We start from the raw sequence: 15,136 nt of genomic DNA on the forward strand, positions 1-15,136 counted from the left end.
GTACAGAACTGTTCATATCAAACTTGAAGACATCAGAAAACAGTATTTTTCACATTTATGCTATGAAAAGATGCAGGAAAAAGCACGTCAACAAAAGCTACCTTTCACATGCTACCGTTTTGATGAGAGTAGCCAAAAGGGTTCTTTTTTTGTTGAAATACATGAATTTGCTAAAGTATTGGATGAAATTTATTTAAGTAACTACAATAGCTTCAAAGCTAATGTTCAAAAATCAACTAAACCTAAAGAATAATTCTGAGGCTAAGGAAGATTAAAATGTTAGAAGCTCGTTATCGTGTTAAAGATTTAGTCAATTATCCTGAACGTCCTGCAAAGGATTATATTGATCGTGGTGGTCGTAGAAGGAAGTTGTCTCACAAACCAGCAAGTAAAGGTTTATTAAATATTGCAGAATCAACCTTTTGGAAAATGATTCGTCGAGGTGATTTCCCTGAACCAACCTATTTGACTGCGAGTATGCCCACGTGGGCTGAGAGTCAAATTATTGAATGGCTTGAACTAAAAGAGCTTAAAGCCGCTTAAACTAAAACAGCCTGTCATAGACAGGCTTTTTTATCTCATAACTTTTATATTTTTTGTTGCTATTCAAGTAATGATTCCAAATAGTCTGCCCACTCTTGCATCATCTCCCGACGGTTATTTAAAAATTTAGTTCGATTGTAGGCAGTACCATTATTGTCCTTGACCTTATGCGCCAATTGATGCTCAATATAATCTACTCGTTGTTCAAGAATTTCATCCAACATGGTTCGTGCTGTTGCTCTTAGTCCGTGTGCAGTTTGCTTACCACCATAGCCTAAACGTTTTAATGCTGTATTAATGGTATTGTCTGATAGATAAGTCTTTGCATCACGTCCTACGAATAAATATTCACTATTTGGGTACAGATCAATAATCGACTCCACCAATTCAAATGCTTGATTTGATAGTGGTACGACATGTTGTTGTTTAGTTTTACTCGCAATAAACTTAAAGCATCGTTCCTCAGGATAGTAGTATGACTTTTTAAGTTTACGGATTTCCCCTGGACGTTGAAAGGTCAAGATAGAGAGTTTTAATGCGACCTGTGTCGTTAAAAGGCAACGTGCGTGTAATTTGGTATAGTTCCAAATTTTATTTAACATTGGTGCAAGGTCTTGTTCCTCAGTCACCGCTGCAAAATTCCCACCCTGTGGATTAGGTAATTCAATGTCTTCGATAGGGTTATATTGAATCAGTTTCTTTTTTCGAGCTGATTTGAAAATTTGGTTTAAATCCGATTTTAATCGTTTGGCAACAGATAGTGCCTCACGATCAATAATACGTTGGAAAACTTTTGCTTCTAATACATCTACTGTGAGTTGTGGAAAGCTCATCTCACCAATATAAGGATAAGCATCATGATTTAAGCGACGTAGAGTTTCTTCATCTTGTTTGCCTTCCAGTTCTCTCTTTTTAAGCCACTCTGCACTGACTAATCGAAAAGTATGCTCAGCTTCTTTCAGTTTTTGATTTTGGGTTTCTAACCGCATAGTGGCAGGGTCAATCCCCTGCTTGATCAATTTCTTATATTCGTCACGGACTGTGCGTGCTTCTTCGAGCGTCACTTCAGGATAAGTACCTAAGGACAAATCATTGCGTTTTGCGATATAAGGACGGGTATAGTTGAATATCCAGTATTTACTACCACTAGAATCAATACGTAAGTAAAGATTTCCACCATCAGGAAGTTTATACATTTTATCAGGATTAGGTTTTGCTTTTTTAACCTGTAAAGCGGTTAGTTTATTGATTCCACGAGTCGTCATAATGTATAAACAAAAAAAATGCAGTAAGAGATTATCTTACTGCATTTTTTACTACTTTATAACCGCTCATTGACGTACTGTGTCATAGCTTGCTATACCGCCTATTTCCAACTTTAACCTTATAAGTCAATTACTTATATAGTGTTAAACAGTGTCAGAAACTTCAATGTGGCGGAAGCGGTGAGATTCGAACTCACGGAGGACTCGCGCCCTCGTCGGTTTTCAAGACCGGTGCATTAAACCGCTCTGCCACGCTTCCAATGGCGGCTATCATATAAATAAAATTGCGACTTGGCAAATCTTTTTCAGCATTTTCTCAATCAAATGTACAAAATAAAATCAAATATTGTTAATTAGCTGAATTTTCAGGCTTTTCATAGCGAATTGAATTGATATACCACTGTTTTTTACCCAATGGCGTGATCACTTCGACTTCATCATCAACTTGTTTAGACAACAACGCCCGTGCCATTGGTGAATCAATCGAAATATGTTGTGGATGATGATCATATATTTCGTCTACACCGACAATACGCAAAGTCTTTTGTTCGCCATCATCATTTTCTATTTCGACCCAAGCACCGAAGTAAACCTTACCTTCTTGTTCAGGTGAAAAGTCTATTATTTTCAACTCTTCTAAACGTTTACCCAAATAACGAACACGTCGATCAATCTTCCTAAGTATTTGTTTATTATATTGGTATTATAACCCTAGTACATAACATACTATTACTTCGTAAATCTGTTTGACAATTGATCAATTACTGATAGTTTAATTGTTAAACATCCTAAAATTCATACTAAATAGTATATGGCTTATGTTAAGAAAATTTATGTAAATTACAAAGATTGCTCCACACAAACTACTTTGGTCTTGCCGTGTATCTTGACTGAGAAAGGTATCATTATTTCTCATTTACGTTATTTGGCATGGTTCAACTCAAAAAGTGAAGCATGGAAAGAAAGATCTTGTTATGCGCTCAAACTTTTATTGAAATATATTAATGCTACTCCAAACCTTGATAGTGCAACAAAAGTCCTAAAAGCCTTCACTGAGGCTTTAATCACAGGCACCATAAATTCTTCTAATAATACTGATCCACTTGAACTATATTGGAGACCACGATCAGTTCGAGATACAAATAATTTACTGTTCCACATTACGCATTACACTGACTTCTTAGTACTTCAAGATGATCATGTAACAAACAGGGTCAATCCTTTTCGTAAAGCGACAGGCTACGAAGAACGTTTGAATTGGTGTGCTTACTATCACAAACAAGCAAATGTTTTTCTCAATCACTTAACCAAGAAGGATATATCTCCACAACAAGTGCGTGTAGTTGGAAGTTTTAGAGAAGACTTAATTGATTTTGAATACGCTGTACGTTTTCCAGAACAACATCTTGAAAGACTTTTATATTTAGGTTTTGAAAAGAACGAGAAAATTGATTACAAATCTCAAGCTATCACCATGTTGATGAATTACTGTGGATTAAGAAAAAGTGAAATTTTCCATATTTTTACTTCAGATATTACTTTAAATCCCAACAAGCCTAAAGAAGCCTTAGTTCGTGTTTATCACCCTGAATTAGGTGCTTCCCCAGACCCTTATTTCAAAAACAGACGAGAATACTTGTTAACCAAAACTTCTTATAAACCACGGAATAATTATCTGTTCTCCGAAAGACTGTATGCTGGGTGGAAAGAACCATTATTAACTTCAAAATTAGGTTATTTCGAAGTCGTATTTAATCCGCCAGAAAAAGCTAAAGAGTTCTTATTAATTTGGGCAAACTATCTCAAATATCAGCGTATAGAACCATCAAAAAGCAATCCCCATCCTTTTGCATTTACCAATACCTTAGGCGAGCCTGAAACGATAAAAAACTTTCAGCGACTACATAAAAATGCGGTAGAACGTATCGGGTTAGTCTGTAAAAAAGCTCTTGGTACAACTGAACATGGTCACCGACATGCTTACGGCTTTCGAGCACGTCAAGCTGGTTTAAATCAAGTTGAAATTCAAAAAGCTATGCATCATAAAAGTCCAACTTCTTGCCTTGTTTATATCAAACCAACTTTAGAAGAAGTCCAAGAAAAGTTGAGAGAGATCCAATGATAAAACCTCAATCCATTCGACAAATCGAAAGCAAGCGATTTAATAAAGAATTTTCAACATTTCCTGACCTAAAGTCTTTAAAGCAGTTTTGTAAAGATGAAGGTATTACAAATTCTGTCATCTACAAACAAAAATATAGAGAGTATGGACTGCCTGCTCATCCTGAAAGAATGTATTCAGAATGGATTAGTTATAAAGATTTTTTTGATATTATTGATTTTATTCCATACCAGAACCTAAAAGAGCTAATTAGTTCGAAGAGTTTTAAAAATGCTAAGGAATATAAAACTTTTGTCCTAAAACTAAATAATCCCTCTTTACCTCTCGACCCCCAAACAGCTTATGAACAAGAATGGGAAAATTGGTACAAGTTCCTTGGCAAAGTAGAACCTTTTAAACCTGATTTTATCTCACCCGAATATGTTAATTGGGCAATTAAAATTAAGGAGTTTATGACTAGAGCAAGAGGTGGTGGTACGAAAGAGTCACATCTCTGTCGTTTTGTTCGTCTTTATATTGAGCCTTTTGATAAAAGTAAATCACCACATGCCTTCCTCATTCAAGAAAAGTTTGATGTCAAACCATTTCGCGATGTGATCGCAAGCATCGAGTCTGAACCAATGAAGCGGAAACTCGTTATCGCAGTGAATGAGTTTTTGGATTACATCATTGATAATGACTTAACGATTGAAGATGAAGAAACAGGTGAAATTGTAAGAGTTGATAATGCACGCAATCCATTTTCATTATTATTGAATCAACAAAATATCTCTTCGAGTACAATTCGTTCAGAAACAACAAAGCCCTGCCTACAATATCATTTCGTAAAAAAGGCTCAAGAATGGATTATGCCTGCAAATGCAAAATGCTTTCAGGATCTCGAACACCTACATAAGTTCGATGCAGATTGGCTTAAAGTCAGCTTTGATCAATTAGACTTATATGATCCCGATTGTGTTTATCGTATAGTCGACAATCAAGCCTACTTATGGTGTCCAACCGATTGGATTCACACCTATGCTCTCACCAAGATCCCGTTACGTGGTCGCCAAATTGCTTATAATGACTCTGGTGAAGCTGATGAATATATAGCGGACATTGATCCCCAAAATAAAGTTATCTGGCAAAAAAACAACTCTCCACTTTCAGGATTAACCAAGGAACAATCATTTATTAAAAGAATGCCTGATGGACAAATCGGCATGTTTACCACTACCAATAAAACAAATAATAATGGACAGGGATATACAATTCCTTGGATGCCAGATGACCTAGCTTATTGGCTAGTCAAGTTACGAAAGTGGCAACAAAAATATAATCCAATCTCATATCCAAGTACTTGGTTGGACTGCCAAAGAACAAATTTGAATGAAATACAAAGAAAAGCCAAAGGCATTAACTGTTTTTTATTTAGGCGTTTCAATGATTTTGAACCAGCAACAGTAACCAATGCACTTACGCCACGGCTTGCTGCTGCTTTATTTCATATTCAACCATCAAATTTGATGTTAGCGACTTTAGAAGGAAATCCTGCAACACTGGGTTGCTACAAATCAAAATATACGCCTCATAGTATGCGTGTTAGCCTCATTACAGCCTATGTTTTAGAAATGGGAATGCCTATTGAAATCGTGATGAAGATTGTTGGGCACAGCTCTGTCATCATGTCGCTCTACTATTGTAAAGTTTCCAATCATGATATTAGAACACGATTAGAAGAAGGCGAGAAAATAGCACTAAAATCTGAAGCGGATTCCATCCAAAGAACGATTGAACAAAACAAAATTGAAAGCGTCAAAAATCAATTAATAGGAAATAACTTAGAATTATTGCAGGCTTTATCAAATGATGTGCCTGCAGGAAACTATATATTTAGAGACTATGGTATTTGTCCATTTGCTGCTTCACGCTGTGATGATGGTGGAGATTTAATTAAAAGCAGCTCATTTTATACTCCAACACCCCAAGGTTATCTAGGAGTCCAAAATTGTATTCGATGCAGACACTTTATTACTGGACCAGCTTTTCTTGGCGGATTATTAGCGATCACAAATGAAATTTTACTTCAGTCTAATGATCAATCTGAAATTTGCTCTAAACTCCAAATCAAAATAAATCAAATTAATTATGAAATTGATAACCTAGAAAAAGAAGAGTATATCGCCAATCTAAAACAACAAAAATTTAATGGCTCTGAAAATAGAGCAAAGTTGGAAACTGAATTACGTAATTTCGAATCTGAATATGAAACTGCTGCAAAAAAGCTAGATATGCTTTTGTGCGATATTCAAGCCGCATATAGCCATATTACTAAATGCCATAAACTCATCAATAACAACCCGCTTATAGAGAGTGGTGAAAAACTTAGTTTAATTACAGCACCTAATGCTGAATTAGTATTAGAGATGGAAGAAGTCAGTCACTATCAACAATTACAGGAAGTTTGTGAAAATGCAGTCATCTATAAATCATGCAATGCGGACCAAGCAATTTATCCACGAACACAACTCATCGACAAGATGGCGATGTTTAATGAAATTATGCCCAACCTATTTATGCTTTCAAAAGAACAACAACTTACCGCAGGGAATCAAATTTTCAAACTCTTAATGAGCCGTCTCAAATCATGGGATAAAGTCCAAAAAGTTATGGATGGTGAAATTAAACTCATTGAACTTTCAGAATATGAACAAATTGAAAAATCAGAAATTGAACTCATTCTTCACAATTCACCAACTTTGATTGAGGCAAGCCATGAATCCTGAAGAGTTATTAAATAAGTTAAAACTTGGCTCATCACTTAAAATGCAGCAATCGCTTGATGCAATCTATGAGATATGTATTGAGCAAAAGGAACGTGGAATCCGTGATTTTTCTATCAGCACAATTGCTAAATTAGGTAATAACCGTGGTGTTCCTAAAGCCCAAAGTATCCGTAATAAAACTGGTGAAAAATACAGAGCTTTAATTCAATCCTTTGCAGATCTGGCATCTCAAACCCCTAAGTTGAGAAAGCCATCTCAAAGTGAGAATGATTGGATTGAAGAAATACAGAATCCAAAACACCAACTACTCGTACGCATCATGGCATCTGAGCTAAAAGAAGCTCAGCAAATAATTCGTGAAATTGTGCCTCCCAAACAACGTATTGATATTTATGATCATAAAAATATAATACCTGATCAGTCTTTTAAGCTTTCTGAACAAGAGATTCGAGCGTTACAATACTTGCTATCTACAGATTTTCAAAAAAAGTGGAATTTAAAGCCCACTCATTTTGGTGAGCTTGTAGATGAATCAAATAAGCCTGTTTTTAAAGTTTCAACCTTAGATGCCTTACGTAAGGCTTTGGAGTATTTGTCTTGAATCGTAAATTGCTGACGGCTGAAGGCTATCAACGCTTACAAGATGAACTAAATGATTTAGTCCGTAAAGAACGCCCAGAAATTACCAAGATTGTTTCATGGGCTGCTAGTCTCGGCGATCGGTCTGAAAACGCAGATTACCACTACAACAAAAGAAAGCTGCGTGAAATTGATCGTAGAATTAGATACTTAACTAAACTTTTTGAAGTTGCTCATAAAGTTGAATACAGCCCAGAACAAGATGGAAAAGCTTATTTTGGTGCTTGGGTCGAATTAGAGAATGATGATGGTGAAACCATTAAGTTTCGTATTGTCGGTGACGAAGAAATTTATGGGCGTAAAGACTATATTTCCTTGCAATCACCTATAGCAAAGGCATGTCTAGGGAAATCAGTAGATGATGAAATTCAAGTACACACACCTACTGGTAAAAAAACTTGGTATATTATTTCTATCAAATATTTTTCAAATAGTTAATTTTAAATTTCATTTAAATGTGTACTAGAAAAAAAGCATAGTGATTAATCTCGAGACACTTTTAATACGAACATCAGTATTTTTTGAAAGAACGATAAGTCCATTTTTAGATAATTCTATGGTATGCACAAATTCATCAAAATAAGAAAATTTTATTTTTGATAAATCATAATAAATATCACCAAAAACACTTTCAAAATCTAAAATAGCATTTTCAGTTGATGAAACATCTAATGACCCTTTAGAATTTTTTGATAAAGGTAACTCATTAAATCTTGCTTTAAAAACCTGAAACTGATTTAGTTCTTTTGCCTTAACCAAAAAGTTCTTTAGATTAATTTGTCTTGTTTTAAATGACACCTTCATTCTCAAACAAGAAGAAATAAACTCAATAAAATATTTTGTATATTTATTTGGTTCATTTATAACAAGAAAAAATCTATTATTTATTGTATGAAAATAAAAATCTTGATAAAGATAATAATCAAAGGAAACAAGAGTCTCTTTCCCATCTTTATCTACAGTTTTTTCAGCTCGTTTCATTTCTTTATAAAAAGTAGCTGATAGTGTATTTTGATCGTATTTAACATTTAAAAATCTACTACTATTTTCTTTAATTAAAACAGCTATTAATTCATCAAATGTTATTTTAAAACCACATTCAAAAATATGAAATTTCATCATCCATCACTCCCTGTACTTTCTAAATCAGGATTATTTTCTTGTTTCAATATTTTAACTTTAAGTGGTTTAGAATTTATTGAATTAATTAAATCTATACCATTGTTAAATATTATTTTATTAAGCTCTAAATCTAAGCTTTTAGGAAGTGAATTAAGATTTTTGGTAAATTTCCCCTCTTTATTTTTGAAAAAACCTTTTGTAATAAATGAAAAATTACTTCGTCCACTTTCATCATAAGTAACTTTAATAGATAATCTATATTTATCTGAATCACTCACTGTAGAATCAATGCAATCCCAATTGAATCTATATAATCGATAACCATCATCCAATTTAGCCATAAAATCTTCAGACAAATGAAGTTGATTTCCTCTATATGATGCACTTATCAGTTTATAAGTGCCATCATCATCTTCATCACTAGTAGTACGATTCGGATCTTTGAATAGTACCTCAACAACATTAGTACGATGAAATTTATCTAATTTTTCTGTTAATTCATCAAAAAATTGCCAATAAAGATCTGGGCTTGTTAAACCAATTAAGTTAATTTTATCAGTATTTAAATCGCTATCATGTTCTTTCAGTGTTGTAATTACTGATTCAGTCCAAGTTATCATTTCTGGAGTAGAAGGATGTTCTAGATAAAATTGTTCTGAGCCTTCAATTTTTTTAAATGTTAATACTGATTTTTTGACTTCCTTCTGTGCAAACAATTGCTTTTCCGGATGAAATTTTTCATATTCAAACTCAAGAGATAGAATATCTCCATTAATTCTTTGAGAAACATTTTTTAATTGTATATTAGCTAAGTCCTTTTGCAAGGAGGATTTTATAGATGAAAAAATTGGAGTTAAATCTTCTACTTCTAATTTTGTATTTAAATTAGTTGAGCTGATATATTCAGATCTTTCAACTTTACTATGTTGGGACGATATAACCTCAAAATCATTAAAACTATGCATAAATGAGGAAAAATAATCAGCTTTAATTTCTCTTGTTGTTTTCCCTCCTAGAATAATACCTCTTTTTAAAAAAAGAGTATTAACAACGGATTCTGATACTTTACCTGTACTTAATGCGCTATATATATTGTAATCATTAGGGATATTATAGGATTTACTCATTGCTTAGTCCTTAACAGGTGATCTATCTATTTTTTGATTACAAAATACTTTTTGTATGATTGTGACTTCATCAAACTCAATCTTATTAAATATTGACTTCATACTGTCACTGTAGTCCCACATAACACAATATTTTTCAATCGCTGAAATGAAGTTTTGCTTTGCTGTAGTCGCTTTCTCCCTCGTACAATGTCGAATACGAGTTATACAATTTTCAGCAATCAGCTCATACATCATTAATGTTTCTATTAGATAAATAAATTCATCTACAGTACTACCCATTTCTTTGTAATATATGATATTCCCCCTACTTCTAGGTATAGGAGTAGAAGTGCCAGGTTCTAATGGATTCGGTATAAAGTCCGTATAATTATCATAAGTCATGATAAAAAAAGGACCACTTATTAACTCTATGGTAGCTGGGCATTCTGGTGGCGTAAACCTACTTTTAAATCTCTGCCTAGTCGGGTAAAAAAATGAAATAGGTGCATACGCATCTGAAAGTGGAACCTTCTGCTCCGACCTCAATATATTCAAATCATGTCTAATTGATAAGATATTGTCTATCAATAAGGGATCCATTATATGAAGTTTCAAGTTAGGCGGTACGTTTAAATCTTTTAAATGAAATCTTTGAGGTGCTCTTTTACCAGTATGTGGTGGATTAGGATAGTCGTATATGTATGAAAAAAAAGGTTTATCAAATTTCCCATCATGGTTATATATAAAAAGCAGTCCTCTTATTTCATAACTACCTTCAATACCATAACGCTGTTTCCATTCATCACTAGCTAAACTACAAACAGTCCCCTTAGTGATACTCATTAACCATTCTTTAACTGATGAGGGACCTATTGATTTTGTTTCATAACTTTTTAAATCTGTATTTAAATAAATTCGCTTATTTTCATATGGATCCTCATAATAAATGACTAAATCTGTAGGATGTGTTTTATTATCAGTTTCTTCAGCCCCATCAAAATGTTTAGTTTTCATTAAACATTTAAAATTCAAATCATTTTCTGAATGAATGGTCCATTTTAGAAAGTCTCCAATTTCTTTTGTAATTAAGTTTGCCAATTCAGCAATTCTAATTGTTTCCGCCATGATTTCTATCCTTGATTCAAACTTTTACTAATTACTAAGTTAATTTGCTCTTCCAAACTCCGCCCAACTTCATCCTGATTTTTAGCCATTAAAAATAGTCGTTTGCCACTACTATCTTTAGACCACTGCTTACCAATCGCATTTTTGATTCGAGCATCATCAGCAGTATCTAAATGTCCACCCTTATATTCCAGAACAAAAATTGAGCCATCAACGAGTTCAGCAACAAAGTCTGGATAGAAATAATCTTTTTCTGTTGGTAACCAAAACGAAGTATTCGGTTGCTTAGGAATGTTTCGCACCCAAAATTTCACCTTAGGATGTAAATCAAGAAGCTGAGCACATTTAAACTCTTCAGAAATCTTTCCTGAATCAGTCTTTTCTTTTAAATCATCGATCTGAGCATAGAAATGCTTTTTAAACTTATAGCTACCACGATAAGGCTTTCTGACTGGGTAAATTCCACGCTTAAACTCAAAACTATTTTCTAATTTTGATTCTTCTGCCACTTTCAACTCTGCAAATAAATCACTTTGGAATGCTTGTTTACGAGCAAGTTCAAAGAGTCGGTCAATCTCACGAGAAACAGCCAGTGACAATTGGAATTGAGCACGATGTAGTTGAGTCAGTGTAAATCTACGCTCATTCAACAAGTGACTAATGAGCTTGGTTAAATATGCTCTTAGCTGGATTTGCGTTAATCCTGCCCTTCTTGTTTTCCGATCTAACCAATTCAACAAATCATTTTCGGTGATTGGTGTTGGCATATCGTCAAATTGAATCTGTTGGCTATTGAGTAATTCATAACTCAATTGCTCTTCTTCAAGATTTAGATCAATCGCAAAGCTATTCACAGTTTCACGTATATTAAACCCTTCCAATTGAACTGGATAATCTAATAGATTCCATTCAACCGAATCTTCAATAGTTTCTTTGTCTGCAACTTGCCATTCACCATCAATAAATAAGCCTAATTGCGGAATAAGCGCAAATGTGGCATTCCAATTTTCAGGTGCTTGATGTGCTTGTCGCTCAGCACGAGCTTCTTTGAAAACTTCTTGTATTTGAGTCTTTTGTTTCGGCGTCGCTTTTTCAATTACAGCTTTTTCAATTTGATCAAACTCTTCATCAGTCGTCCCTTTATTAATAATTAAGGACGTACCTTGGCTATTTTCTCTCGTTTGAATCGCTGGTTGTAAATTAGTGGGAATAAGTTCAGGTGTAACAACAAATGGAATAGAGACCATGACTTCAGGAGTTTTTGGTTGAGTAGTCCCTTGACCTGTAGTTCCTAAATCCAGTTCAGGTTGTGGATTTGCCACAATCGAGGCTTCCGCTTCCCATTTATCAAAGCCCATATTTTGCACCATACGGTCTTTAAGAAGCATGGTGGCTTGAGCGATTGAACTTGAGACAACGTGAGCATATGCTTTATTGAGTTCATCATTCTGACGTAGTTTTGCATACGGCATACGTAAGACACGACCTAACAACTGCTCTACATCAGTTGCAGAGTTGATATTTTGTAAACTCGCAAGTACATAGGCAAATGAGCAATCCCAACCTTCTTTCAGGGCTTCGACTGTAATCACAATTTTGACTTTACTCTGAGGACTAAAGAGATTTTCATCTTCTAGCTCTTTGGTTTGCCCTGTAGAGATCGCAATCCAGTCTTCAGTGATATTTTCATACTCATCTAGTAAGTGTTGCTTTACAGCATCTACATTCGCCTCACCATTTTTATCTTGGGCTTGGATCAATAAAATGGGGCGAATATATTCTTTTTCACTTTGTGCAAGCACTTCTAAATTATGTCGTTGAATCAGCGCATCACGAATACAATCTTGCCAACTATTTGGATGTTCAGTTAATACGACCGGCAGCTTAATCATTTCTGCTACTTTCAATTGCGCAGCAGAAACTGAGTAAAGAACATTATTGTCTTTTGGTGTTGCTGTCAGCTCTACTAAGCAACTTGGGTTGAGACGCTTCAACGTTGGGAAGAATGTTTTTCCACCACGGTTTTTATGCGCTTCATCCACAACAACAATTGGTCTATGCAAGTTAAAGAAATTGACTAATGAATGCTTCACACGACCAATATCTTTTTCAGTTAGGAATGGTTGATACTGCAAAGTATCAACCGTTACTTTATCCATACTTTCGGCTTGTTGTGGAGTCAATTGAGTAAAGTGTTCACTCAAGGATTCATCAAAAGCATAGGCATTGCGTTGATAGGTCTTTTCTTTATCAATATTGAAGATCTGAATAGTGGTCACAATGACAATACATGACTGTCCAACATCATGCTTGTTGAGTGATTGAAGCCCGTCAATGTCACAGATTTTGATGCGATCGCCATAATAGCTTTGTAAGGCTTGTCTATAAGGGTGATTTACATTAGCAAGTGCAGCAAGTGTTTGCTGTCGAATCATATCTGTTGGTACAAGCCACAATACAATAGGACTCTTAGTATTCACATAACTCTGTGCCACTTTAGGAATACTATACGCTGCAAGCAGCGTCTTACCGCCACCCGTAGGTACACGTAGGCATACACTTGGTATTCCCTCCAATCGATCGTTATAAGCAATATTTTCTCCGACACAGCGTTTAAATGCTTTCTCCGCCCCTAATGATGCTGCCAAAGTATAGAATTGCTCTAATGCTTTTAAAGAATCTATTTGGTACTGTTTTAATTTAAGTGACATACTCAATCCTTACTGAGCTTGGTTGCCATAAAGCGAATATGGAATTTGTTTAAACTCAATGTCTAGAGCTTCAAGTCGGGCATCTCCAAGTCGTGATGCTTCGCCTATAACTACTCGTTTACCTTCATGTGCATGACATTCATTTAAGTAACTTAAAACAGATAGTGTTAATACATTACCGCCATTTGGGCGTCTGTCGCCTAGAATACCGTTATACAGAAGATAGTAAGCAACACCATCATGTGTACCTAAATACGGGCTATCAAAGCTCTCTGTTTCATTTAGGGCTGTTTTTGTTTCGAGCCACCACACATAACTTGCAAGGTCCTTAAATTTAACTTCAGCATTTAAGAAACCTTGATCATCAAATACTGGATTGCCTAAAGTGTAGAAGCTAAAACCGCCTCCACCTTGCCAATTCACAGCTGATGAAACGCCACCTTGTTCACCTTCAATCACTCTTTCAAGACGAGGAATCACATGAGTTTTTGCATGTTCTCCCATTTCGATGCCAATATAACGTCGTCCCATTTTGTGGGCTACAGCTGCTGTTGTCCCTGAACCTAAGAAAGAATCGAGAACAATATCGTTTGAATTAGTAGCTATTTTTAAAATTTGTGTAATAAGTCTTTCTGGCTTAGGTGTACTAAAGGCATCACTTCCAAAGAATACTTTTTGCTCTTTACGTGATTCATCATTATGGCCAACTTCCTCAAAAGTCCACCAAGAGGTTGGAAGAATACCATCTTGAACCTCAGATAAATAACGTTTCAATTGAGGTGCACCATCACCCTTTTTCCCCCAATAAATTCTATTATCACTGATTAACTTTGCCATATTTTCTGAGCTGGTTAACCAACATCTTCCAGCGCTAGGTAAATACTCTTTCCCTGTATTAGGATTAATTATTGGATATAAATAAGCTTGAGATAGAGTTTTAACTGTCAAATTATCAGTACGCCATCTCCCCCTACCATCGTTATCATCGTACTTATAAAGCTGATTTTGCTTCTCAGTACGTGGAAGTAAATTCCTCAAAAATTTGTCAGACTTCCGATACACTAAAATATGATCATGTGAGTCAGGGATACCCTTTGAATCATTCGCAACAGTATATTTTTTTTGCCAAACAATATTACGAACAAAATTTTTGCGAGTAAAAATTTCATCGCACAAAACTTTCAAATAATGCGCTTCATTATCATCTAGCGTAATCCAAATTGATCCATCTTCTGCCAAAAGCTCTTTAAGCAGTTGCAGACGTGGATACATCATTGAAAGCCATTGAGCATGTTCTAACTTATCGTCATAGTGCTCAAAAGCAGATTGCGTGTTGTATGGTGGATCAATGAAAATACATTTCACCTGTCCACCATATAGTGGCAACAATGCCTTCAAAGCTTGAAGATTATCCCCTTGAATAATCAGATTTTCTTTTGCTTGGTCTGCATCACCATATGCTTGTTCGAATTTTAATAAATGGTATGGAACACTTGTTGCTGTTTTTTCAGCTTGATTTCGGTTCACCCAATCTAATAGTGGCATAACAATACTGAATATAAGATAAAAATTAGTTTTATCTTAACAAAAACAGCCAAACGAAAGGGCAATTTAGTACATATTTTCTTTTCGCTTATTTTGACTTAATTCTATACTTGTTTTTCCAGATCGTAAGGCCAAAATTTCAAACACATATTGCCAGTTTTGATCTATTAACATTATCTTTGATAAATTT

12 protein-coding genes, 1 tRNA gene and 1 pseudogene are annotated in these 15,136 nt (G+C 34.8%); 6 read left to right on the plus strand and 8 right to left on the minus strand.

Annotated elements, in window-relative coordinates:
- Both EXE09_RS16730 and EXE09_RS16735 read left to right on the plus strand, forming a co-directional pair.
- A partial coding sequence (locus EXE09_RS16730) for a pyocin activator PrtN family protein (RefSeq protein ID WP_130118010.1) occupies positions 1 to 253 on the plus strand: 253 nt, incomplete at its 5' end.
- A 23-nt stretch (positions 254 to 276) separates the two neighbouring features.
- Positions 277 to 543 (plus strand): helix-turn-helix transcriptional regulator, encoded by a 267-nt coding sequence (locus EXE09_RS16735; protein ID WP_130118011.1) that lies wholly within the window; start codon positions 277 to 279, stop codon positions 541 to 543.
- Positions 544 to 602: 59 nt separating this feature from the next.
- On the opposite strand, the gene EXE09_RS16740 is transcribed toward EXE09_RS16735, so the two are convergent.
- The 3 genes and pseudogenes from EXE09_RS16740 to EXE09_RS16750 form a co-directional block, all read right to left on the minus strand.
- Positions 603 to 1,808, minus strand: coding sequence for a tyrosine-type recombinase/integrase (locus tag EXE09_RS16740; protein WP_130118012.1), 1,206 nt, complete (start codon positions 1,806 to 1,808; stop codon positions 603 to 605).
- Positions 1,809 to 1,977: 169 nt separating this feature from the next.
- Positions 1,978 to 2,067 (minus strand) — tRNA-Ser (locus EXE09_RS16745).
- A gap of 90 nt (positions 2,068 to 2,157) precedes the next feature.
- A pseudogene (locus tag EXE09_RS16750) lies at positions 2,158 to 2,511 on the minus strand (GreA/GreB family elongation factor); the annotation flags it as partial.
- 108 nt (positions 2,512 to 2,619) lie between these two features.
- Here EXE09_RS16750 and gmtY point away from each other — a divergent pair.
- Genes gmtY through greB form a run of 4 tightly spaced genes read left to right on the plus strand, consistent with a single transcriptional unit; the run spans position 2,620 to position 7,772 of the window.
- Positions 2,620 to 3,930 (plus strand): gamma-mobile-trio recombinase GmtY, encoded by a 1,311-nt coding sequence (gene gmtY, locus EXE09_RS16755; RefSeq protein ID WP_130118013.1) that lies wholly within the window; start codon positions 2,620 to 2,622, stop codon positions 3,928 to 3,930.
- Positions 3,927 to 6,695 (plus strand): VPA1269 family protein, encoded by a 2,769-nt coding sequence (locus EXE09_RS16760; RefSeq protein ID WP_130118014.1) that lies wholly within the window; start codon positions 3,927 to 3,929, stop codon positions 6,693 to 6,695. The genes gmtY and EXE09_RS16760 overlap by 4 nt, the downstream gene beginning before the upstream one ends.
- Entirely contained in the window at positions 6,685 to 7,296 is a 612-nt protein-coding gene (gmtX, locus tag EXE09_RS16765) for a gamma-mobile-trio protein GmtX (protein WP_130118015.1), read from the plus strand. Before EXE09_RS16760 ends, gmtX begins: the two co-directional genes overlap by 11 nt.
- Positions 7,293 to 7,772, plus strand: coding sequence for a transcription elongation factor GreB (gene greB, locus EXE09_RS16770; RefSeq protein ID WP_130118016.1), 480 nt, complete (start codon positions 7,293 to 7,295; stop codon positions 7,770 to 7,772). Before gmtX ends, greB begins: the two co-directional genes overlap by 4 nt.
- 24 nt (positions 7,773 to 7,796) lie before the next feature.
- Here greB and EXE09_RS16775 read toward each other — a convergent pair whose 3' ends face one another.
- The 5 genes from EXE09_RS16775 to EXE09_RS16795 are packed head-to-tail and all read right to left on the minus strand — an operon-like array spanning position 7,797 to position 14,946.
- Positions 7,797 to 8,456: a hypothetical protein gene (locus tag EXE09_RS16775; RefSeq protein ID WP_228257226.1), complete on the minus strand. Its 660-nt coding sequence runs from the start codon at positions 8,454 to 8,456 to the stop codon at positions 7,797 to 7,799.
- On the minus strand, positions 8,453 to 9,583 hold the full coding sequence (locus EXE09_RS16780) for a hypothetical protein (RefSeq protein WP_228257227.1): 1,131 nt from the start codon (positions 9,581 to 9,583) through the stop codon (positions 8,453 to 8,455). The genes EXE09_RS16775 and EXE09_RS16780 overlap by 4 nt, the downstream gene beginning before the upstream one ends.
- A 3-nt stretch (positions 9,584 to 9,586) precedes the next feature.
- Complete coding sequence (locus EXE09_RS16785) at positions 9,587 to 10,690, minus strand: hypothetical protein (protein WP_130118017.1); 1,104 nt, start codon at positions 10,688 to 10,690, stop codon at positions 9,587 to 9,589.
- Between the two features lie 5 nt (positions 10,691 to 10,695).
- On the minus strand, positions 10,696 to 13,401 hold the full coding sequence (locus EXE09_RS16790; RefSeq protein ID WP_130118018.1) for a DEAD/DEAH box helicase: 2,706 nt from the start codon (positions 13,399 to 13,401) through the stop codon (positions 10,696 to 10,698).
- 9 nt (positions 13,402 to 13,410) lie between these two features.
- Positions 13,411 to 14,946 (minus strand): site-specific DNA-methyltransferase, encoded by a 1,536-nt coding sequence (locus EXE09_RS16795; RefSeq protein ID WP_130118019.1) that lies wholly within the window; start codon positions 14,944 to 14,946, stop codon positions 13,411 to 13,413.
- Positions 14,947 to 15,136: the final 190 nt, after the last annotated feature.

This window comes from Acinetobacter sp. WCHAc060025, from assembly GCF_004209355.1.
GTDB lineage: Bacteria > Pseudomonadota > Gammaproteobacteria > Pseudomonadales > Moraxellaceae > Acinetobacter > Acinetobacter wuhouensis.

Bases quoted from the DNA above. Each gene is read 5' to 3' on its own strand.
- EXE09_RS16795 (WP_130118019.1), bottom strand. From the start codon at position 14,946: ATGCCACTATTAGATTGGGTGAACCGAAATCAAGCTGAAAAAACAGCA.
- EXE09_RS16740 (WP_130118012.1), bottom strand. From the start codon at position 1,808: ATGACGACTCGTGGAATCAATAAACTAACCGCTTTACAGGTTAAAAAA.
- EXE09_RS16790 (WP_130118018.1), bottom strand. From the start codon at position 13,401: ATGTCACTTAAATTAAAACAGTACCAAATAGATTCTTTAAAAGCATTA.
- gmtX (WP_130118015.1), top strand. From the start codon at position 6,685: ATGAATCCTGAAGAGTTATTAAATAAGTTAAAACTTGGCTCATCACTT.
- EXE09_RS16760 (WP_130118014.1), top strand. From the start codon at position 3,927: ATGATAAAACCTCAATCCATTCGACAAATCGAAAGCAAGCGATTTAAT.
- gmtY (WP_130118013.1), top strand. From the start codon at position 2,620: ATGGCTTATGTTAAGAAAATTTATGTAAATTACAAAGATTGCTCCACA.
- EXE09_RS16775 (WP_228257226.1), bottom strand. From the start codon at position 8,456: ATGATGAAATTTCATATTTTTGAATGTGGTTTTAAAATAACATTTGAT.
- EXE09_RS16780 (WP_228257227.1), bottom strand. From the start codon at position 9,583: ATGAGTAAATCCTATAATATCCCTAATGATTACAATATATATAGCGCA.
- EXE09_RS16735 (WP_130118011.1), top strand. From the start codon at position 277: ATGTTAGAAGCTCGTTATCGTGTTAAAGATTTAGTCAATTATCCTGAA.
- EXE09_RS16785 (WP_130118017.1), bottom strand. From the start codon at position 10,690: ATGGCGGAAACAATTAGAATTGCTGAATTGGCAAACTTAATTACAAAA.